Annotated in this window: 11 protein-coding genes; 4 read left to right on the top strand and 7 right to left on the bottom strand. The window is 68.0% G+C overall.

Translation table 11 applies throughout. From position 1 onward, the window contains the following. Positions 1 to 68 precede the first annotated feature (68 nt). Positions 69 to 1,001: a helix-turn-helix domain-containing protein gene (locus tag AQ610_RS03990; protein ID WP_043282311.1), complete on the bottom strand. Its 933-nt coding sequence runs from the start codon at positions 999 to 1,001 to the stop codon at positions 69 to 71. Positions 1,002 to 1,906: 905 nt separating this feature from the next. Here AQ610_RS03990 and AQ610_RS03980 point away from each other — a divergent pair. The 3 genes from AQ610_RS03980 (at position 1,907) to AQ610_RS03970 (ending at position 5,096) form a co-directional block, all read left to right on the top strand. Beyond that, positions 1,907 to 2,479 carry a phosphatase PAP2 family protein gene (locus AQ610_RS03980; protein ID WP_009913454.1) on the top strand — a complete coding sequence of 191 codons (573 nt, stop codon included), beginning with the start codon at positions 1,907 to 1,909 and terminating at the stop codon, positions 2,477 to 2,479. 178 nt (positions 2,480 to 2,657) lie between these two features. After that, a complete protein-coding gene (locus AQ610_RS03975; protein WP_006025407.1) occupies positions 2,658 to 3,869 on the top strand; it encodes a hypothetical protein in 1,212 nt (403 codons plus the stop codon). Positions 3,870 to 3,914: 45 nt separating this feature from the next. Then, positions 3,915 to 5,096 (top strand): sialidase family protein, encoded by a 1,182-nt coding sequence (locus tag AQ610_RS03970; RefSeq protein WP_043282309.1) that lies wholly within the window; start codon positions 3,915 to 3,917, stop codon positions 5,094 to 5,096. Positions 5,097 to 5,111: 15 nt separating this feature from the next. Here the strand turns inward: AQ610_RS03970 and AQ610_RS03965 are convergent, their stop codons facing one another. Next, complete coding sequence (locus tag AQ610_RS03965; protein ID WP_009913456.1) at positions 5,112 to 7,154, bottom strand: hypothetical protein; 2,043 nt, start codon at positions 7,152 to 7,154, stop codon at positions 5,112 to 5,114. Between the two features lie 867 nt (positions 7,155 to 8,021). Here AQ610_RS03965 and AQ610_RS03960 point away from each other — a divergent pair. Then, entirely contained in the window at positions 8,022 to 9,107 is a 1,086-nt protein-coding gene (locus tag AQ610_RS03960) for a hypothetical protein (protein WP_231748945.1), read from the top strand. A gap of 54 nt (positions 9,108 to 9,161) precedes the next feature. Here AQ610_RS03960 and AQ610_RS03955 read toward each other — a convergent pair whose 3' ends face one another. Genes AQ610_RS03955 through AQ610_RS03935 form a run of 5 tightly spaced genes read right to left on the bottom strand, consistent with a single transcriptional unit; the run spans position 9,162 to position 21,401 of the window. Next, positions 9,162 to 9,896 carry a GNAT family N-acetyltransferase gene (locus AQ610_RS03955; RefSeq protein WP_006025403.1) on the bottom strand — a complete coding sequence of 245 codons (735 nt, stop codon included), beginning with the start codon at positions 9,894 to 9,896 and terminating at the stop codon, positions 9,162 to 9,164. A gap of 8 nt (positions 9,897 to 9,904) precedes the next feature. Continuing rightward, on the bottom strand, positions 9,905 to 11,227 hold the full coding sequence (locus AQ610_RS03950) for an aminotransferase class I/II-fold pyridoxal phosphate-dependent enzyme (protein ID WP_009913461.1): 1,323 nt from the start codon (positions 11,225 to 11,227) through the stop codon (positions 9,905 to 9,907). A 39-nt stretch (positions 11,228 to 11,266) separates the two neighbouring features. Further along, entirely contained in the window at positions 11,267 to 12,181 is a 915-nt protein-coding gene (locus AQ610_RS03945; protein WP_006025401.1) for a UDP-3-O-acyl N-acetylglycosamine deacetylase, read from the bottom strand. After that, positions 12,178 to 19,863: a type I polyketide synthase gene (locus tag AQ610_RS03940; protein ID WP_043282307.1), complete on the bottom strand. Its 7,686-nt coding sequence runs from the start codon at positions 19,861 to 19,863 to the stop codon at positions 12,178 to 12,180. Before AQ610_RS03940 ends, AQ610_RS03945 begins: the two co-directional genes overlap by 4 nt. Beyond that, entirely contained in the window at positions 19,860 to 21,401 is a 1,542-nt protein-coding gene (locus AQ610_RS03935; RefSeq protein ID WP_006025399.1) for an LTA synthase family protein, read from the bottom strand. The genes AQ610_RS03940 and AQ610_RS03935 overlap by 4 nt, the downstream gene beginning before the upstream one ends. Position 21,402: the final 1 nt, after the last annotated feature.

The following is a 21,402-nucleotide window of genomic DNA, read 5'->3' as shown; positions in this document are numbered from 1 at the left end:
ACGGCTTCTCACGCGGGCGTGGCTAAACGGCAGTTAAGGGTGAAACGACGGACGCGGCGCGCCGCTTGTCATGAAACCGATCCGCTCAGCCGCGAAACGAAGCCGCCGCACGCGAGATCCGCGTCCGAGCCTCGGCTGCGCTCGATCGCGCGGTACTCGGTCGGCGACATCGACAGATGCTGGCGAAACAGCTTCGCGAGGCGGTCACCGCTGCCGAGACCTGTGCGCCGCGCAATCTTGTCGACCGGCAGATCGGTATGCACGAGCATGTGGCACGCATGCTCGAGCCGGACTTTCTGTACGAATTCGGACGGCGTCACGCCGATTTCCTGCTTGAAGCGGCGCAGGAAATTGCGCTCGCTCATCGCCGCCGCATGCGCGGTATCGGCGATCGAAATCCGGTTGGCGCTGTTCTCGCGCAGTTGCTGGACCGAAGCGCGAATCAGCTTGCTCGCCCGCGCCTCGCGCGCGGCGAATGTCGATTCGGCGGGCAGTGCGCTCAGCGCCGGGCACAAACGTTCGGCAACCTCGTGTGCGGCGCTGTCGCCGCAATCGTGCCGGATGATCGCCAGCGCGGCCGAGAACGCCGCACGCTCCGCCGCCGTCGGGCGAACCTTCTCGGCGGATGCGGCGCCCGAGAGCATCGCGTCGATTGACAGGTCGTCCGCCGCCGCATCGCCGCCGTCGAGCGCCGCGAGCCCCATCAGGCGCCTCGTGCCGCCCGAGGCGCGAACATGGGCGCGTGCGCAGCGCAACCATTCGGACACCTTCTCGTCGTCACGATCGGACGCGCCCAGCTCGCCTATCGCAAAGATCGCATGCACGCTCTCGACCGCGCGCTCGTGCAGTGGCTGGGTCCAGACGGGAATGCCGGACGACGAATACACCGCGCCGCCCTTCGCCGACAACAGGAGCATCTCGTAGCCGCCGCCGGAATCCTCGCCCGCGTGCCGGAAGCGATTGGCAAGATTGAAGATCTCCGCCATGCGTCCGGCCTGCATCAACGAAAAGCCTTCAAACAAGACGACAGCGATCCCTTTTCGGTAGCACACGCCTCCGAAAGCTGCACCACGACTCACGTGTGCTCCCATCCGACCAATGTTGAACGCGCATTCCATGCCGCCGGCCCTTTCACTCATTCAGCAATGTCTATTCTGCGGCGCATCATATTCCTTCAAATCGCTGCAACAATCTTTCTGTCCGATTACGACGCCATGTTGTCGGATTGAAGCAGGACATCGATTCCATCATTTATCCGACGCACCAATTCGAATTGGTGCACGCGTTGCACCCAAAAGCACGCATGGGCTTGTCGAATTCGGACGACCTTTCGGCTACCGAATCACCGCTGGCGGGTGGCGCGTCCGATAAGGACGGCGGATAAGGACAGATGCGTCGGTTGCCGCATTGCACCTGCCCGCGAGCGCATTCGGCATGCGAATCGGAATGGCGGAATCCGCCGCATCGGCATCGCGCGACCTTGCGCCGGCGCGCTGCGCAGCCGTGTCTCTTCAGAGGAATAGGAAGGCGTCGCGCGCCGGGACCGTCGAAGCGCGCGTCGCTGCCGCGACGACTTTATCGAATTCGCCGCCGACCCGCATGTCTTTTTACATTTGGAATTGAACTTATATTACCGAAGCGCGATTCGGATATTGCATATTTTTCCGATATCGATCTAACGTCTTTCGATAATGGTTGACCGACGTCTATATCGCACCATGCACAATGCGCGATCGCCGCGCTTCGGAAATTTCCCATTTTCACGTGGCGATACGGGATATGCGCGAATTAGCACGATTTGCCCCGATCGGACAAATGAAGCAATGGCGCACTCGCGCGCCGCGAAACTGCGATCATTCGCACTGCCGCCTTACAATACGGCGTTTTTCTCAGGTGAATACAAGCGATGTGGCCTGCCATCAGCGATCTCGGCGATGCCGCCTTGACCCTTCCTCTTTGCGCCGCCTGCTGCGCATGGCTCGTCCACTCGTCGCCCGAGCGGCGCTATGCGGTGGCGTGGCTCGCGCTGCTCGCGGCCGGCATGCTCGTCGTCGGGTTGACGAAGATTCTCTACGCGGGTTGCGGCGTGCAGATTCGCGCGATCGACTTTCGCGTCGTCAGCGGGCACACGATGCTCGCATCGGCGGTGTGGCCGATGGCGCTGCTGCTCGGCCTGCCATGGCTGCGCTCGAACGCGGCGTTGGCGGCGGGCCTCGCGCTCGCCGCGCTGATCGGCACCGCGCGCGTGTTCGATGAAGCGCATACGATGTCCGAGGTCATCGCCGGCTGGGCGCTCGGCACGCTCGTCACGCTGTCGTTCGTGCGCTGGAAAACCGCGCCCGTGATGTCGCGACGCCTGTGGCCTTACGCTTGCGCGTCGCTGCTCGCGGTGCTGGCGATCGCCTATGGCCGGCACGCGCCGATTCAGGCTGCAATCGAACTGTATTCGCCGTTCCTGTGCCGCTCATTCCCGTGGTGAGCGTCGGTTGCCGCCACAGCAAGTCGCCAACCGCCAAAATCCCGCCCGAATCGGACACGCCCCCATGCGACGACACACGCGTCGCTATACTTCCAAGCACCACGCCGGGCGGATAGGCACATGCGGCGGCGTCGCGTTGAAACGCCACCGCGCACGACCGACGAACCACGGAGTCTTCATGCGACGCGCGAGCGTTCCCACCCTGCTCTTCGCCGCCAGCGCCTGCTTCTTCTCGCTGAACGCGTTCAGCGTGCGCGCGACCTTCGCGGCCTACGCGCTGCTCGCCCTCCTCGCGCTGTTGCGCGCGCCGACGCTGTTCGCGCGCCAGCAACGTCTGCCCGCGATCGCCGCATACTGGATGCTTTGCGTGAGCATCGCATTCATCGTGTCGGCGTTCGGCGATTTCTACGCGAACTTCTTCGTCAAGTTCGTGCTGATCGAAACCTACGTCGCGCTCGCATTCTGGATGTTCGCAAGCGGCGTGCTGTCGATGCGCTCGCTCGAGCGGACGTGCGAAACGCTGATCTACGTGCACGCGGCGTTCTTCGTCGTGCAGCTCGGCTTCTACCTCGCCTTCGGCCATTTCATCGATTTCGACAGCTACATCCGCGAGAGCGATTCGGAAGCGCTCTATGCGACGAAGGCGCTGAGCGACAGTCTCATCTCGATCCGCGCGCTCGGCCTGTATTCGGAACCATCGTTCTACGCAATGACGGTCGTGCCCGCGGGCGCCGTCCTGCTGCTCGCGAAGCGGCGCGCGACGGCGGCTGCGATCGTCGCGTTCGCAACCGCGCTGCTGTCGTTCTCGATCGCGGCGATCGTCATCTGCGCGCTGCTCGGCGGCGTGCACTTCCTCGCGGGACGCACGTCGATCCGGATCAAGCTCGTGATCGCCGCGGTCGCGCTCGCGATCGCGCCGGCGATGTACGGCGTGTACGACAAGCGCGTGAATCAATCCGCCGACTACGACGCAGTGGGCAGCCGCACGCTCGTGCTGCGCGAGCTGCGCGAGCGGGACGCGCTCACAGGCGTGTTCGGCAGCGGCCTCTTCTGGGACGAACGGAACAACGTCGGCAAGACGCACTTGCGCGGCTACCAGGTGCGCGACAGTTCGTTCTACGTGTATCTGCTGTTCGCGACCGGCATCGCCGGCGTTGCCGCGTTCTTCGGCACGTTGTTCATGCTGTTCCGGCGGCGCGGCCGCCGGTGCCTGCTGCTGTATCTGCTGCCGCTCCTCCTCTTCAAGTTTCACGCGCTATACGGCATGCTATGGCTCACGCTGCTGATGTTCGTCGTCGTCGCCGGGCACGCCGAGCGCTTGCCCGAGCGCCGTGAACGGCCTGGTACCGGTACCGGCTGGCTGAGCGCGGCCGGCGCATCGGGACCTTAGCCTTTGCCGCGCACACGCGCCGCTACGCAAAGGAGAATATCGATGATGACAACCCGCTGGAGGCTGGCCTGCCTGTTCTGCGCGTGCGTCGTTGCATCGTCGGCCGCGCAAGTGCCGCCCGCCGCGCCGCCCGGCAATATCGTCGCGCACAGCGCGGCGGCGACGCGCGTGTTCCTCGGCTCGCCGTCGCTCGCGATCCTGCCTGACGGCACCTACGTCGCGTCGCACGACATGTTCGGCCCGGCCGCGCTGCCCGACGAAGTGCGCGTGTTCGCGTCGCACGACAAGGGGCAGACCTGGGAAAAGCTGAGCGTCGTGACTGGCCAATACTGGTCGTCGCTCTTCGTCGTCGACGGCGCGCTCTACCTGATGGGCACCGATCGCTCGATGGGCACGCCGGTGATCCGCCGCTCGACCGACGGCGGCGCGACGTGGACGACGCCCAACGACGCGCTGACCGGCCGCTTCGACGTGAGCGGCCGCTACATCACGGCGCCCGTGCCGGTGCTCGTCGAGCGCGGCCGCGTGTGGCGCGCGTTCGAAGTGATCGAAGGCGGCGACCTGCGCTCGCTCGTGATGTCCGCGCCCGTCGACGGCGATCTGCTCGACACGCGCAACTGGCGCGCGACGAAGCCGCTGCCGTCCGACCATGCGTGGCTCGACAACAATTTCCTGACGTGGGAAGAAGGCAGCGTCGTGGCGACGGACGCTCGCGAGCCGGCCGTCGTGCTGCGCGTGAACACGAAGCACGGGCCGGAAAAGGTCGCGCTCGTTCACATGCTGGCGGACGGCCGGTCGCTGTCGTTCGATCCGGCGCACGATTTCATCGACTTTCCCGGCGGCGGCAAGAAGTTCACGATCCGCTTCGACGCCCGCTCGGGCCGCTACTGGTCGCTCGCGAACGCGGTGCCGAACGCCGACGGCAGCGCGAATCTGGAGCGCGTGAGAAACACGCTCGCGCTGACGTCGTCGCCCGACCTGCGCCACTGGAGCGTCGAACGCACGCTGCTGCAAAGCGCGGATTCGCAACGGCACGGCTTCCAGTACGCGGATTGGCAATTCGACGGCGACGACATCATCGCGGTCGTGCGCATGGCGTTCGACGACGGCGAAGGCGGCGCGCACAGCCAGCACGATTCGAACTACGTGACGTTCGTGCGGGTGCGCGATTTCAGGCACGCGCGTCAAAGCGCGAGGAACTCGGCTCGCTCGCAGCACGAGCACTAGCGGATTGGGGAAATGTCAACCGACTGCTGTCATGAGATCCGCCTCATGCTGCCCCATAAGCCGCTCGATCCTTAGCATATCGATGCGCACTTTCGCGCTTGCGGATACCCAAACGCGAATTTCCAAGTCATTCGCCGAGGACGCAAGCTCGAAGTCAAAGTGAGCAATTGAACCGCCCTTCTCGCCAGGCATCACGTCATGGCGCATCAGCACGTGCGTACCACGATCACACACGATATCCATCCAACTGCCGGCCGGGAATTCGCAGCAACCCTCGATACTCACGACGTAATAGCCCGCCGGGAGCGACACGTAAGGGCCAAACAGAAGAAACCCCTCCTGTCCGCTGCTCGTCATTGCACCCATTTGACGATGACCGACCTGTGTGTGCAAACGAACATCCGCGCCTCGATAAATCCTTGGGGCATTTGCGTCCGTCACTGTGAGTTCGAGGGACAGTGGAGTAAATCCATATTCGTCGAACCAGCCTTTATCATCGAACATCAGCGTCGCGACGAGCCGATAGCGGCCCCGAACGTCCGGTACGACAACACTCATCGGCAGGGTCAATGTCTCGCCCGGCGCGATAAAACTCACGGGCAGCGGCATCCGCTTTGGATCGGACGCAACAACGCAACCGGCATAGTCGAACCAGCGATACGAAAGATAAATCGGATTGAGCATCGAGCTGACCCAGGTTTGCGTCGACGCGTTCGTCAACTGCACGGGCAGTTCAAATGTTTCGCCGGCTGCCAACTGATCTGCCACTGCATCAGAACATAAGCAGCCCGCGGCATCGTGGATCTCTGCCGACACCGCGTCACCTGTCCGATGACAATCGAAATCCGCCGGCAAGCTCATGTAACCGACGCTCGGCATCACGCGCGGCATCACGACATTGAATGAAATAAGCTTCTTATGATATGCCAGTTCATTGTTACGCCTATCGCGATTGTCGCAGAATGCGAAGCCGGCTACGTACTGTCCTTCTGGAAGATCTGCACCGAGGTAATAACGCGCACAGTATGTTCCGCGTTTCAAATCCACAAGTGGCCGTTTCAAAAATGAATTGCTGCAACCGAAAGCGATTCGCCCGTCTCCGTCCGTGATCTCAATTCCGACTCCCAGTTCGGCGACATCGATGTTGATTGAGAACACGACATTAAAACGCATGATCTGTCCATGCAAGTATGTATCGCCGCCTTCGAGCGTCGCCGACAGCAGCGAGAATTCAGGTGTCGAAAACACGCGGTTCGTCGCAGGCTCATATGGCAGCCAACGTGCGACGTCGGGGGCGGCAACAACGGTACGGTTCGCGCGCTCCCGCTGCCAACGTGAGCGCAACAGGCTGTAGAACTCGATATCGAGTGCATTCAACATTTCGAGTTGCTTGCGCTGCAGCGGCGTGATTTGTCCGATTCCCGGCCGCGCGCGGGTCGCGTTGACTTTTTCGATATGACGTGGTGCGGGCAAACCGATCAATGTGGAAACATCCGACAAAAAAGCTGGCAAGTCCTCATAAAACCCATACACGTCATATTGCTCGACGCTCGAAAGCGCCGCAGCAATTTTCTCATCGTCGGTACGCGACATCGTGCCGGCTATGGCAGAGAAGTGTTCGACGTACGGATTCCTGATATCTTTGATGAAGCTTGGATCAAACGAGCGCTCGATCTCGGCGCAGAAATCGTCGCACGGCTCACCCAGCCCCGCGACGAAACGCTCCGCCTGCTCCCAAAGGCCCGGTAGCATGTTTGCATCGTGGTTGTTCAGCAAAAAGAAGAGCCAGGAAATCGCACGATCGATTGGCTCCCGCAAGCATGTCAAATATTGATACCGCGGGTCGAGCCCTGTTCCCTGGAAATCGATATGCGCCGAAATGACGGAGTACTCGCCACCGTAGCGCCGAATCAAGTCCCGATGGCTTCCGATCAGGTTCGGCGTCACACATCCCGGTCCAAGCATCTTGCTCAACCATGCGTTGACTGCTTGCCCAGCCGTCTTCTGCACATGATCGAAAATGACACGGCCGGCAAATACCTTACTCTTCCCCTTCATCACAGGAAATCCTCATAATTATTGCCGCGCGTGCTTGACTGAATAGAGCGAAATTCTGACACAAAAGAAAAGCGCGTCATTTGTCCAATGCGCTCCGTCCTTCGAGCGCATTGCGTCCACTTAGCGATGGACCGTATGTTGTACTGCTCATCCGAAAGCGACTGCCATGTGTCCAGGCTCCGATCCGGAGCACGCACGGACAACCTGACGAAATATAGCCGCCATATCATCATAAAATGCCGCTATCGGCCGCAATCTCTCGGCACCGCGATTGTATCCATGTCTCAGGAGCAGATGATGATGAAAATTATTCTCATCATTCTGATGTCGATCAGCATGTCTCCCACGTTCGCGGAAGCACAGTCCGCCCCCTTGGCTCCGGTGCTCCCGAACAATCCGGCATCCTACGGAGCGCACGCCGTGGTCGACCAGCCGTCGCCCCACGCGGCGGGCGAGATGTACTTTCAGCAGAAAGGCACGGGCAGCATACCCCGGGCATTTTCGGCAAAACTGGCGGATATCGTAAACGGCGCCGACTTTGGCATGTTGTGCAACGGATCGAACGATGACACAGCAGCGCTCAACCATGCGCTCGCATATGCAGCGAGCGTCGCCCCTGCCGTCGTGAATCTGCCGTTGTCGAACACACATTGCGTAATTACAGGTACTGTCAGCGTGCTGGATAACGTTACGCTCGCCGGCACGCATGGGCAAACCGCGAACTTGTCGGCGGGCGTCGTGAACCTGGACCCGATGATCTTGCTTGCCGGCAATGGCGCAGCGATCCGTGATCTCTATATCAACGCATCTGCATCCGGTCAAAATACGCGAGGTGCGACGATCGCGGTTAGAAACGTGAACGCCCCCGTGATCGCAGATGTCAATATCCAGGGACCATTCATCGGCATCGACCTGAACGGCAATCAAGCCCTCGTCGATCAGACAATCATCAGCAGCATCCATAGTGCGGGCAGCATCGGAATTCGGATCGGTGCACTCACGACGTACGGCGGAACAGTCGACGCGCGCATCTCGAATACGACCGTCATCGGCGACCCTTCACATCCCGGCGACGCCGCGATGCAGGTGCTCGATGCGGGCGGCCTACTCGTCACCGAATCCGACATGCAAATGACGAAGATCGGCACGCAGATCGCCCCCGGCGCGAATCAGTGGGTCGCATGGGCGAGCCTGAACAACACGTACGTCGGCGACACGAACGCGGTCAACGCGCTGGAGATCGATACGCGCGCGCCGAGCGCGCGCGTCGAAGGGCTCGAATGCAGCGCGTGCTGGACCGCATCCGCGCAGTCGGACAACATCCTGATCAGGAACACGGGCGGCGGGCTCGTGTCGGAGATCCATTTCAACGGGCTGCGCAACTACAACGGCGCGTCGAACGGCGCGAACGTCAAGGCGGGCACGTTCGTCACGTTCGACGCGAGCCGCTTCTGCGGCAACGGCCGCGGCGGCGGCGCGGCGGCGAACATCGTCTACGGCCCGAACGTGAGCGCGTACGCGGTGCGCAACTCCGAACTCGGCGGCAGTTGCGGCGGGCTCTTCAAGGCGGCGCCGCAGCACGGCATCGTGCTTGCCGGCAACAACGCGGGCGGGCTCGTCAGCGGCAACGACTTCAGCGGCTCGGGAACGCCGATCTCCGGCGCGCCGACGGGCGACAGCGTCGTGTCGTCGAACCTCGGCATCGACACCGCGCCCGCGACGGTCGCGAGCGCCGCGACGATCGACGTGCACACGGCGCCCGTCGTGATGCTGACCGGCAACGTGAAGATCAGCGCGATCAGGCCGACATGGAACGGCCGCACGCTGAAGCTGATTCCGACGAAGGGCACGGCGAGCTTCACGACGGGCGGCAATCTCTGCAACGCGGCGACGGCCGCGCAGAACGTGCCTGTCGATGCGTATTTCAACGGGATCTGCTGGAATCTGAAGTGATCGGCGAAGTCCGCGCGCCGCATGCCCGCCGCTTGCCGCCGGTTACTGGCTTCTTCATTCAGGCTTCAGCGCACGCCACGCGCCTGAGGCGACGCTTCGCCGCGCCGCACCGCCGAAGCGCATCCGCACCGACGCGAGCTCGCCCGGCAGGCTCGCGGACCTCGGCCGCGAGCGCGGCATCTCGACGAAGCCGAGACGCTCGTAGAGCGTGCGGGCGCGCACGTTGCTCGTCAGCACGTCGAGCACGACTTCCCTGCCCGGTTCCGCGCGAAAGAGACCGCCGCGCACCGCATCTTCAAACAGCGCGCTGAACGCGCCGCAGCCGCGCACGCGCGCATCGGTCGCGCAATGCGCGATCAGCGTTTGCGAGCGCTTCGGCGCGGGCAGCTCGCTTTCGAGCACGAGCCCGCGCAAGAGCATCCGGATCGTGCGCGCCGGGCCGAAGAATCGCAGCAGCATCCATGCGACGTGCAGATCGTCGAACGCGCTCGCGCGCCCGTCGTGCGCGGCGAGCACCGCGCTCACCGCACCGCCGTCGCCGACCGCGACACGATGGCGCCGCCACGAAAAGCGCCCGTGCTTGGACGCAAACGCGAATGCGAGAAACGCGATGCATCGCGCGGGCGGCTCGCCGAGGAAGTAGCCGAATTCGCGCACGCCCGATTCGAACACGAGCGGCGCGCACGCGTGCGCGTCGCTTGCCGCGGCCGCACGGAAACGCCACGGCGACGAGCGCGGCGCGGCTTCGCTCGAAGCGCGGCGCTCGCCGTCGGCAGGCGGAATCTCCATCGCCGCGCTCAGCGCGCGAGCCGCACGAGCGCCGCGATCGTGCGCTCGATCTGCTCGGGCTCGTGCGTCGAGCAGATGAAAAAGCGCAGTCGCGCGGCTTTCTCTTCGACGGCCGGATAGAAGATCGGCTGCACGTTGATGCCTTCGTCGAAGAGCGCATTCGCCCATTGCGCGGCCTTCAGCGAGCTGCCGGTGATGACGGGCACGACCGCGTAGCCTTCGCTCGTGCCCGTGTTGAGGCCGGCGTCGCGCGCCTGCGTGAGGAACTGCAGCCCGCGCTCGCGCAACGTCGCGATCCGCTGCGGCTCGGCCTGCAGGCGCTCGAGCGCGGCGAGCGACGCGGCCGCGAGCACGGGCGACAGCCCGACGCTGTACAGGAAGCCCGGCGCGAGATGGCGCAGGATGTCGATGAGCGGCTGGCAGCCGGCGATGAAGCCGCCGCAGCCGGCGAGCACCTTGCTCAGCGTGCCCATCCACAGATCGACGTCGGCCGACGGCACGCCGCAGTGCTCGCGGATGCCCTTGCCGTGCGCGCCGAGCACGCCGAGCGAATGCGCCTCGTCGACCATCAGGAACGCGCCGTAGCGCCGCTTGATCTCGACGAAGCGCGCGAGGTCCGGCAAATCGCCGTCCATGCTGTAGAGCCCCTCGATCGCGACGAGCACGTGCCGGTATTCGCGCCGCACGCGCGCGAGCAGCGCGTCGAGCGCGCGCCAGTCGTTGTGCGCGAAGCTCAGCCGCTTCGCGCCGCTCAACTGCGCGCCCTGCACGATGCTGTTGTGCGCGAGCGCGTCGTGCACGACGAGGTCGCCCGGGCCGAACAGCGAGCCGATCACGGTCACGTTCGTCGCATGGCCGCTCACGAACACGACGCAGTCGTCGGTCTCGTAGAACGACGCGAGGCCGCGTTCGAGCTCGCGCTGCACGGGCCGCTCGCCCGCGACCATCCGGCTCGCCGACGCGGACGTGCCGTAGCGGTCGATCGCGTCCTTCGCGCGCGCCGACACGACGGGGTCGCCCGCGAGTCCCAGGTAGTTGTAGTTCGCGTAGTTCAGGTATTCGCGGCCGCCGATGTGCGTCGTCGCGCCGGCGACGCCCTCGTGCACGCGGAAGAACGGCGATTCGACGCGCAGCTTCTCGCCCATCTCGCGGATGATCTTGACCTGCTGGTATTGCGGCATCGCCTCGAACCAACTGCGCGGATCGCCCGTCGCGTGGAGGGAGGCGGAAGGCGGCGCGCGGCGCGCGGCGCCGTCGTCGGACACGCGGTCCAGTTGCCGTTTCAGTGCTTTCGCCGCGAGTTGCTGGCGCAGGTGATCACCCAATCCCATCTGAACAATTCGCCCGTTTTCGTCAATGAAGCTCACATATTACGCGACGAACTCGGCCCATTCCCAGGCGCCGGCCGTCGACAGCAGCGCCTCGACGAGCCGGAAGTTCATCTCGTGGCTCGGCCGGAACGCCGACACGCGGCCGAGCAGCGGCGCGCCCGCGAGCGCGAGATCGCCGATCAGGTCGAGCACGCGATGGCGGACGAACTCGTCCGGCTGCCGCAGGCCGCCGACGACGCGCGAGCCGACGATCGACGCGGTGCACGACGGCCGCGCGCCGCGCAGGATCGGCACGCCGCGCAGGTAGCCGGCCACGATCGCGGGAATCGCCCATTTGACGCGCCCATACGAGCGCGACGGCGCGATCTCGGCGGCGAACACGTCGGGCGTCAGCACGCCGCTCCAGTGCATGTCGCCGAAGCCTTTCAGATCGTTGCGCACGCTGAGCTCGTAGCGCGCGGCGGGCTCGACGCGCATCTCGCGGCGCGCGTCGCCGCCGTCATCCGTCACGACAACGGGCTTCAGCACGCGGATGAAGCGCTTCGGCGCCGGCAGCGCCGCGCGGCCGCACGCGCGCAGCGCGTCGACCCACGGCCGCGCGCTGCCGTCGAGGATCGGCACTTCCTCCGCGTCGAGCTCGACCGTCGCGTGATCGATCTCGCACGCGAGCAGCGACGCGAGCAGATGCTCGACCGTACGCACGCCGATGCCGTCCGCGTTGCGCAGCATCGTGCATAGCGGCTGCGCGCGGCGCAGCGCCGGGCCGGCCGCGAGCGTCGCGAGCACGCGGCCGTCCCGCATGCGCCGGAACACGACGCCGCGCGTGCGCGCGCCGCCGTCGGCGGGCACGATCCGCACGCGCACGCGCCGCCCGGTGTGCAGCCCGTGCCCCGACAGCGCGAGCTCGCGCGCGAGCGTGCCTTCGCGCGCGTGCCAGCCGGCCGGCGCGCTCATGCGGTCACCAGCGTCTTCGGCGCGGCCGGCGCGGCGTCGGCGGGCTTGTCGTCGCCGACGTTCAGCGCCCGGCGCGCGTCGCCGTCGAACGCATGCTGCGCGGCGATCGCGGCGACCGTCGCGCGCCGCGCGTCGTCGCCTTCGCCCGCGCCCGGCTGCCCGGCCGCCGCGCCCGAGATCATGTCGACGATCCGCCCGGCGAGCGAACGCACGGTTGCGCCGTCCGCGATCGCCATCACCGACAGCTTGACCTCGAACGTCTCCTCGACCGCCATCCCGAGCTCCATGCCCATCAGCGAATCCATGCCCATCTCGAGCACCGACTTGTCGAGCTCGATCCGCTCGGGCGACAAATGCAGGATGTGCGCGATCTGCGCGCGCAGATTCTCTTCGACGACGCCGACCGCCTCGTCGCGCGCGAGCGCCGCCACTTGCGCGCGCAACCGCGTGCCGCCGTCGCGCGCGGGCTCGTTCGCGCCGCGCGCGCGCAGGAGCGCGTAGCGGCGCGCGTCGGCCGCGGGCATCCCGCGCGACACCGCGTGCCAGTCGAGCCGCACGACGGCCTCGCCCGCGTCGCCCGCGATCAGCACGCGCTCGAGCGCGGCGAGCGCCTCGTCCGAGGTGATCGACACGCCGCCGATCCGCGTCTGCAGCGACTCGCGCGTATCGGCGTTGCGCGCGAGAAAGCCGACGTCCTCGAGCGGCCCCCACGCCATGAACGTGCCCGGCAGGCCCGCCTCGCGGCGCTCTTCGACGAGCGCCTCGACGAAGCTGTTCGCGGCGACGTAGCTCGCCTGCCCCGGATTGCCGAGATAGGTCGTCGCCGACGAATAGACGACGAAGAAGTCGAGCGCGCGCTCGCGCGTCGCGCGATGCAGGTTCCACGCGCCCGCGACCTTCGGCGCGAGCACCGCGGCGAAACGTTCGTCGTCGAGATTGCGCACGAGGCCGTCGTCGATGTGCATCGCCGAATGCAGCACGCCCTTCAGCGGCGTGCCGCGCGCGTCGATCTCGCCGATCGTGCGCGCGAGCGCCGCCGCATCGGTCGCATCGCACGCGACGACGTGCGTCGTGACGCCGAGCTCGCTGCGCCACCGCTCGGCTTCGTCGCGCAGCGGTTCGGCGAGCGCCCCGCCGCGGCTCGCGAGCGTCAGATGCCGCGCGCCGCGCGACACCATCCAGCGCGCGCTCGCGAAGCCGAGCCCGCCCGTGCCGCCGACGACGAGATATGCGGCATGCGGATCGAGCCGCAGCGACGGCGCCTGCGCGGGCGCGACGCCGCGCGTCGGCGCGGGCGTGCCCGCCGGATACGTGACGAGCACCTTGCCGATCTGCCGCGCCTGCTGCATGTAGCGGAACGCGTCCTCGACGCGCGCGGCAGGAAACGCGCGATACGGCAGCGGATGCAATGTGCCTTCGGTGAAGAGCGCGATCACGTCGCCGAACAGGCGCGCGGTCAGATCGGCGCGCGCGCCCATCAACTGGTCGGCGTCGATGCCGAAGTAGCTGATGTTGTTGCGAAACGGCCGCAGGCCGATGTAGCTGTTCTCGTAGAAGTCGCGCTTGCCGAGCTCGAGGAAGCGGCCGAACGGGCGCAGCGTGTCGATGCCGCGCACCATCGCCTCGCCCGCGAGCGAGTTGAGCACGATGTCGACGCCTTCGCCGCCCGTCAGCGCGAGGATCTCGTCGGCGAACGACAGGCTGCGCGAATCGAGCACGTGGTCGGCGCCGATGAGCCGCACGAACTCGCGCTTCTCGCCGCTGCCCGCGGTCGCGAACACTTCGGCGCCGAAGTGGCGCGCGAGCTGGACGGCCGCGATGCCGACACCGCCCGCCGCGCCGTGCACGAGCACGCGCTCGCCGCGGCGCAGCCGCGCGAGCTCCGCGAGCGCGTAGTAAGCGGTGAAGAACGTGGTCGGAATCGTCGCCGCTTCCTCGAACGACAGCCGCGACGGCTTGTGCGCGATAGCGGCCGCGCGCGTCACGACGCGCGTCGCGAACGACGCGCTCGCGAAGCCGAGCACCGCGTCGCCGGCCGCGAAGCCGTCGACGTCGCGGCCCACGCGCACGACGCGCCCCGCGAGCTCCATGCCGATCGTCGCGCCGGCGAAGCCCGTTTCGACCGCCTCGTCGGACAGCAGTCCCATCGCATACATCACGTCGCGGAAGTTCAGGCCGGTCGCGACGGGCTCGATCTCGACTTCGTCGGGCTCGAGCTCGCGCGCGGGCTGCGCGAACCATTCGAGATTGCGCAGCGACCCCGGCACGTCGAACGCGAGCGCCGCCGGCGGCCGCTCGCCGATCGCGTCGGCCGCGCGCGCATCGATCTGCGCGGCGCCCAGCATGCGCGGCACGAGGCGCCCGCGCGGCGCGAGCAGCACCTCTTCCTCCGCGTCGTCGGCGAGCAGCTCGCGCACGAGCGCGTCGAGCGACGCGTCGCAGTCGGGATGCACGTCGATCAGCCGGCACGACAATTCGGGATGCTCGTTCGCGAGCACGCGGCCGAGCCCCCAGAGGCCCGCGTGCGTCGGATCGAGCGGCGCCTCGAGCGCGAACGGCGCGCCGCCGCGCGTGACGATCGACAGCCGCACGCGCGCCGTCGCGTCGACCACGCCGAGCTCGCGCACGAGCCGCGCGAGCGCGACGACGCCCGCATGCTGCGCGCGCATCATCGCCGCGCCGTCGATGTCCGCATCGCCGGCGGGCGGCGCGTCGGGCGCGACGAACACCAGGTGATGCGGCTGCGCGGGCGGCGCGAGCGCGACGACCTCGGCCATTCGCTGCAGCGACACGGCCTCCGCATAGCAGCCGGTGCTCGCGAGCGCGCCGGCGAGCGCCGCGCTCGCATCGCCGCCGTCGCCCGTCGCGACGAGCCAGCGCTGCGCATACGCGGCGGTGTCGAGGCTGTCCCACACGCCGCCGTCGAGCGCCTCGCGCGCGTCGCCCGCCTTCGCCGCGGGCTTGCGCGCGAGCATGAACGTCGGCGCGCCCTCGAGATCGAGCGATTGCTCGAGATGGCGCGCGACGTCGCGAAAGCCCGCGTGCGCGAGCAGCGACTGGATTTCCGCGGGCGCGAGCGGCGCGGCTGGGGCGGCTGGCGCGCCGCCCGCGCCGCCGCCCGCCGCGAGCGAAAACACGATGTCCGAGAAGCGGCTGCCGCGCGCCTCCACGAGCACGACGAGACCGCCCGGCGCGAGCCGCTCGAACACGACGCTCAGGAATGCGAGCGGGTCCTGCTGCGCGGCGAGCGCGCGATCGATCAGCACGACGTCGTAAGGCGTGCGGTCTTCGGCCGCGAGCGCGACGCTTTCGCCCGTTTGCAGCGCGATCGTCCGCACCGACGGATGCGCGGCCGCGTCGAAGCCCGCGAGCTGCTGCGGCGTGCCGGCGATCGTATGGTCGCAGCGCGCGGCGCACGGCGCGCCGCCGACAGGACTCAGCACGTCGCGATCCGGCGCGCCGATCTCGAGCACGCGCAGCCGGCGCGGCTCGCGCCAGGCGGCGAGCGCCTGCCCGACGCACGCCGCGATCAGCGCATGCGCATGGCTCCACGTCGGCGACGCGTCATGGAAGTGATCGACGAGACTGCCGCCCGTCGGCGACAGCACCTGCGCGGCGGCCATCTCGCCGCGCAACACGGCGGGCAGCGCCGCGCCGCAGTGCGCGAGCAGCGTCAGCTCCGCGACGTGCGCGGGCGATTCGGCAAGCAAGCCGCGCCACAGCTCGTCGAGCGCGGGCAGCGACGCGCACGCGGCGTCGTTGCGCGCAAGACGCGTGCCCGCCCATTGCGCGAGCCCGTCCTCGACGAGCATCGACGCCAGACGCGCGACGAGCCCCGCGCGCTCGTCGGCGGGCGGCACGGGCTGCCGGAACGCGTCGATCGCATCGAGCGCGCGCAGCGCATAGGCGCTCGCGAGCACGTCGAAGAGCGGCAGCATCTCGGTCAGATGGCTCGTGCGGCGCCCGAGATCCTCGCGCGACGCAAGCGTCGCGGCCGCACTCTCGACGAGCCGCGCCGGCGCGGGCAGCCCGCTTGCGTCGAACGCCGAAGGCAGCGGCTTCGCGTCGAGCGCGTAGACGAAGCGCGCAGGCGGATTCAGCCGGCGGCCGACGAGATCGACGCGGCGAAACCGGCATGCGGCGAGACGCGCGACGATCGCGCCGCTCGCGTCGAGAAAATCAAACGACGCGACGATCGAATGCGGATTGCGCCGCTCGATGCGCGCAAGCACGCGCGCGACGACGTCGCCGCGCAGGAAATCGATGCGGCCGATCCGCACCGGCACGTACGCCGCGCGCCGCGCACGCGCGTCGCGGCCGCCGCTTTGCGCGAGCAGCGCGAAAAGCGGATGGAAGCCGCTGTCCATCAGCGCCGGATGCAGCAGGTACGCGGCAAGCTCGGCGGCGTCGCCGCACGCGGGCGGCGCGGCGACGTCGGCGAGCGCCGCGTCGCCCGCGATCCGCAGCGCGCGCACCCAGCGGAACGCGGGGCCGTATGCGAGGCCGAGCGCGGCTGCGCCGTCGTACAGCGCGTCGGCGCTCGACGCGGGCTGCGCATCGAGGCGCGCGAGCGTCTCGGGCGACGCGGCGCTCGACGCGGCGAGCGTATTGCCGCTCTCGAGCAGCCGGCCGACGACGTTCTCGACCCACGGCGCATCGGACATCCGCTCGCGCGTCTCGATCCTGAACGACGCGGTGCGCGGCTCGATCATGAAGCGGAACAGCTTTGCCTGCTGCGACTGAAACACGACGGGCGTGCGAATCTCGAGATTCTCGACCGCGCAATCCGACGTGCCGAAGAACGCGCACGCGGCGGCGAGCGCCATCTCGACGTAGCCCGCGCCGGGAAACGTGACGCCGCCGTCGACGACGTGATCGGCGAGCATCGGCACGCGCACTGGATCGAGCTGGTTCTCCCACGCGAACGCGTGCTCGTGCAGCCGGTAGCCGAGCAGCGGATGCGCGCGGCGGCGATTGACGAGGCCGTAGCCTTCGGGGCTCGGATCGAGCCAGTAGCGCTCGCGCTGCCACGGATAGGTCGGCAGCGCGACGCGCGGCGTATCGGGCGCGAAGCGGTCGGGATCGATCCGCGCGCCGTGCGCGAGCGCCGCGGCGATCGTCTGGCGCAGCATCTGCGCGCCGTCCTGCTGGCGCTTGAGCGTCGGCAGCGTCGTGCCGGACAGCTTCATCGCGCTCAGCGTCTGCTTCACGTACGTGCGCAGGATCGAGTGCGGCGATATTTCGATGAACAGACGAATGCCTTCGGCCGCGATGGACGCAATGGCGTCGCCGAAGCGCACCGGCTCGCGGATATTGCGCCACCAGTAATGCGCGCCGAGTGCGTCGCCCGGAAAGCGCTCGCCCGTGACCGTCGAGACGAACGCGCCCGTGCCCGCGCGCGGCGCGAGGTCCGCGAGCTGCTCGAGCACGACGGGCTCGATCCGCTCCATCTGCTTGCTGTGGAACGCGTAATCGAGATCGAGCAACTGGAAGAACTGGCCGTTCGCGCGCAACGCCGCCTCGATCGCCTGCAGCGCATCGAGCGGGCCCGCGAGCGTCACCGATTGCGGACTGTTCACGCCGGCGATCTCGACGCTCGCGTCGAGCGCGAGCTGCGCGATCAGCGCGCGCGCGGCGGCGGCGCCGACGCCCGCCGCGGCCATGCGCCCACTGCCGCGGGTCAGCGCCTGCGCGCGGCTGCGAATCTTGATCACGCGCACCGCGTCCGCGAGCGACAGCGCATCCGCCGCCCACGCGGCGGCGATCTCGCCGACGCTGTGGCCCGCGACCCGGTCGAAGTACACGCCGCGCGCGTCGAGCACGCGCACGATCCCCACCTGGATCGCGAACAGCATCGGCTGCGCGTGCTCGGTCGCGGCGAGCCATTCCGCGCTCGCCCCCGCGCACATCACGTCGACGAGCGACGCGCTGCCGTCCGCGCACCACAATGCGTCGATTTCGCCGAGCGCGGCGCGAAACACCGCATCTTCCGCGTACAGTTGCCGCCCCATTCCCGCCCATTGCGAGCCATTGCCGGAAAAAAGAAGCGCGACGCGCGCATCGGGCTCGGCCGCATGCGCGCGCGCGACGCACGCGGGCGCCGCCGCGCCGCCCTGCGCGAGCGCGGCGAGCGCCGCACGACCTTCGGCGACGTTCGCTGGCGCGACCACCGCGCGCTCCTCGAACCCTTGCCTGCGCCGCACCGCGTTGGCGGCGAGCGCATGCCATGCGCAGCCGTCGTCGACGCGCTGCAGGTAGCGCGCGGCCAGCGCCGCGAGCGCCTGCGGCGCGCGCGCGGTGAGCACGAGCGGCGGCGGCGCGTCTTCGGCGTCGATGTCGGCCGCCGCCCCGCGCGCGCTCCGCGCGGCCGCATCGTCGCCACCGGCCGCCGCGGGCGCCTCGATCAACACGACGTGCGCGTTCGTCCCGCCGAAGCCGAACGAATTGACGCCGATCGCAAGCGGCGCGCCGCGCGCGTCGAGCGGCGTCAGGCGATCGACGACGCGCAGCCGCCCGCCCGCGAAATCGATGTTGGGGTTCGGCGTCTCGAAATGCAGCGAGCGCGGCACCGCGCGGTGCTTCAGGCAGCACACGGCCTTGACGAGGCCCGCCATCCCGGATGCGGTTTCGAGATGGCCGATGTTGGTCTTCACCGAGCCGATCAGCAGCGGATCGTGCTCGGGGCGCCGCGCGCCCGCGACTTCGATCAGCGCGCGCGCCTCGATCGGATCGCCGACCGCGGTGCCCGTGCCGTGCGCTTCGAGATACGCGAGCGACAGCGGATCGACACCCGCGCGCGCGTACACGTCGCGCAGCAGCGCGGCCTGCGTCGCGGCGCCGGGCACGCTGATGCCGCCCGGCGAATAGCCGTCCGAGTTCACGCCGGAGCCGGCGATCACCGCATGGATCGTGTCGCCGTCGGCGAGTGCGCGCTCGAGCGGCTTGAGCAGCACGAACGCACCGCCTTCGGCGCGCACGTAGCCGTCGCCCGTCGCGTCGAACGCGCGGCAGCGGCCGCGCGGCGACAGCATCGACGCCTTCGAGAAGCTGACGAAGCCGAACGGATGCGCGAGCAGGTTCACGCCGCCCGCGAGCGCGAGCTCCGCTTCGCCCGCCTGCAGCGCCCGGATCGCCTGATGCAGCGCGACGAGCGACGACGAGCACGCGGTGTCGACCGACATGCTCGGCCCGCGCAGGTCGAACAGATAGGACACGCGATTCGATGCGATGCTGAGCGTGTTGCCCGTCGCCGAATACGGATCGACCGAGTTCAGGTCGTCCATGCTGCGATTGCCGTAGTCCGGGCTCGCGACGCCCACGTACACGCCGCAGTTGCGCCCGCGCATGTCGGCGGGCCGCACGCCCGCATCCTCGAACGCTTCCCATGCGAGTTCGAGCAGCAGGCGCTGCTGCGGGTCCATCTGCGTCGCCTCGCGCGGCGAAATGCCGAAGAACGCCGCGTCGAAGCCGGCAACATTGTCCAGCACGCCCGCGGCGAACGTGTAGCTTTTACCCGGCTCGCGCTTCGACGGATGCTGATGGAAGTCCGTGCCGAAGCGCTCGACGGGCACCTCGGTGACCGCGTCGCGCTCGTCGCACAGCAGCCTCCAGAACGCGTCCGGATTCTCTACGCCACCGGGAAAGCGACACGCCATCCCAACAATTGCAATCTTTACATTCATCGTTGTGTCGTTTTTTCCGATGCATTCGCCGCGGGGCTGCCCGCCTCCTCCGCTTCGATCGCGCGAAGCAGGATCAAACCGAGCTCTTCGACGCGCGCATCTCGCCGATGGCCGTCCGGCGCGCCGAAATTCCGCCAGATAAAGTAGTCGCTGCGCTCGGGCGCGACGCCCAGCCTGCCGAAAACGTGCGGCAGCGCCGGGACGTGGTCGCCGTAGAAACACACGACCGTGTCGCGCCGCCGAGTGCGCAGATGCTCGAGCAGTCGCCCGATCATTGCATCCGCATTTGCGACATGGCGCAAGTAAACCGTCAAATCGCGCCATTCGCCGCCGTCGCCGAGCGCGTGGCGCACGCGCGACTCGCCCGGCTCGACCGCCTCCAGATGCAGCGGGCCGTGGTTCTCCATCGTCATCGTGAACGCGAAGAGCGGCTTCGCGCGCGGCGCGTCGAGCTCGGCGATCAGCGCCTCCGCGACCGCCGCATCGGCGACGTACGGGCCCGCGCGCGGCGCGTCGGCGAAATGGCGGATGTCGAGGAAACGCTCGAAATGCATCAGCGGGAACACGCGGTCGCGGCCGAAGAAATCCGCGTGGTAAGGATGGATCGCGACCGTCCGGTAGCCGCCGCGCCGGAACCAGCCGGCGAGCGAATCGCACGCGCGGCGCAGGAACGCGTAAGGGTAGAAGCGCGCATAGCCGAGCCGCTCGGACGCCAGCCCCGTCAGCATCGCGAATTCCGTGCGCATCGTGTTGGCGCCCCACGCGGGCACCGCAAGCTCGCCGTAAAACGTCGACTCGCGTCGCGCGCGATCGAACTGCGCGAAGAGCGACGGCTCGATGCCCGTCACCGCGCGCCGCGCATCGAAGAACGATTCGCTCTGGATCACGATCACGTCGGGAAACGCGGCGGCCCGGCCGGTTGCGAACGGGCTCGCCGCCGCCGCGCGCTCGAACGCGCGCAGCGTCGCGGGCCGCAGCCCGTTCAGCAGATAGGCGACGAACGTCGCGAAGAACCCGTGGCGCCGCTGGTCGACGCTCGCGTCGAGCGTGAGCGTGCGCGAGAGGCGCCTCGCGAGCGCGCAGCCGCAGGCGAAGCACGCGACGATCGCCGCGGCCGTCACGGCGAACGGCCGCGGCGCGAGCGGCGTCTCGGCCGCGTAGCCGGCCGCGAGCAGCGCGACGCCGGCCGCGATCGCGGCGACCTTGCCCGCGCTCAGGAACGGCAGATACAGACGCGGATGCGAGAACAACTGGCTGAAGAGGCTCAGATCCGTGAACACGAACGGCTCGCGCAGCGATTCGTGCTTCGCGTTGCTGACGACGGCCATCAGGCCGACGAGCGCGACGGCGACGAACGTCGAGAACAGCACGCGCGCCGTCACGAGCAGCACGCAGCTCGCGACGAACGCGAACGCGAGCGCGTGCAGCGCGGCGGCCGCCATCGGCCGGCGCCACGGCGCGCGCGGCGCCGCGAGCGCATCGAGGGCGAACGACAGCGCGGCCGCGATCGCGAAGATGAGCGCGAGCCCGCCGCTCACG

It is taken from the genome of Burkholderia humptydooensis, from assembly GCF_001513745.1.
GTDB classification, from domain to species: Bacteria; Pseudomonadota; Gammaproteobacteria; order Burkholderiales; family Burkholderiaceae; genus Burkholderia; species Burkholderia humptydooensis.
This window is presented reverse-complemented; position numbering and strand designations above follow the sequence as displayed.

What these genes read in the sequence shown, in the direction of transcription:
- AQ610_RS03955 (WP_006025403.1), bottom strand. Translation starts at nt 9,896, where the DNA reads ATGGAGATTCCGCCTGCCGACGGCGAGCGCCGCGCTTCGAGCGAAGCC.
- AQ610_RS03940 (WP_043282307.1), bottom strand. Translation starts at nt 19,863, where the DNA reads ATGAATGTAAAGATTGCAATTGTTGGGATGGCGTGTCGCTTTCCCGGT.
- AQ610_RS03950 (WP_009913461.1), bottom strand. Translation starts at nt 11,227, where the DNA reads ATGGGATTGGGTGATCACCTGCGCCAGCAACTCGCGGCGAAAGCACTG.
- AQ610_RS03990 (WP_043282311.1), bottom strand. Translation starts at nt 1,001, where the DNA reads ATGCAGGCCGGACGCATGGCGGAGATCTTCAATCTTGCCAATCGCTTC.
- AQ610_RS03970 (WP_043282309.1), top strand. Translation starts at nt 3,915, where the DNA reads ATGACAACCCGCTGGAGGCTGGCCTGCCTGTTCTGCGCGTGCGTCGTT.
- AQ610_RS03980 (WP_009913454.1), top strand. Translation starts at nt 1,907, where the DNA reads ATGTGGCCTGCCATCAGCGATCTCGGCGATGCCGCCTTGACCCTTCCT.
- AQ610_RS03945 (WP_006025401.1), bottom strand. Translation starts at nt 12,181, where the DNA reads ATGAGCGCGCCGGCCGGCTGGCACGCGCGCGAAGGCACGCTCGCGCGC.
- AQ610_RS03975 (WP_006025407.1), top strand. Translation starts at nt 2,658, where the DNA reads ATGCGACGCGCGAGCGTTCCCACCCTGCTCTTCGCCGCCAGCGCCTGC.
- AQ610_RS03965 (WP_009913456.1), bottom strand. Translation starts at nt 7,154, where the DNA reads ATGAAGGGGAAGAGTAAGGTATTTGCCGGCCGTGTCATTTTCGATCAT.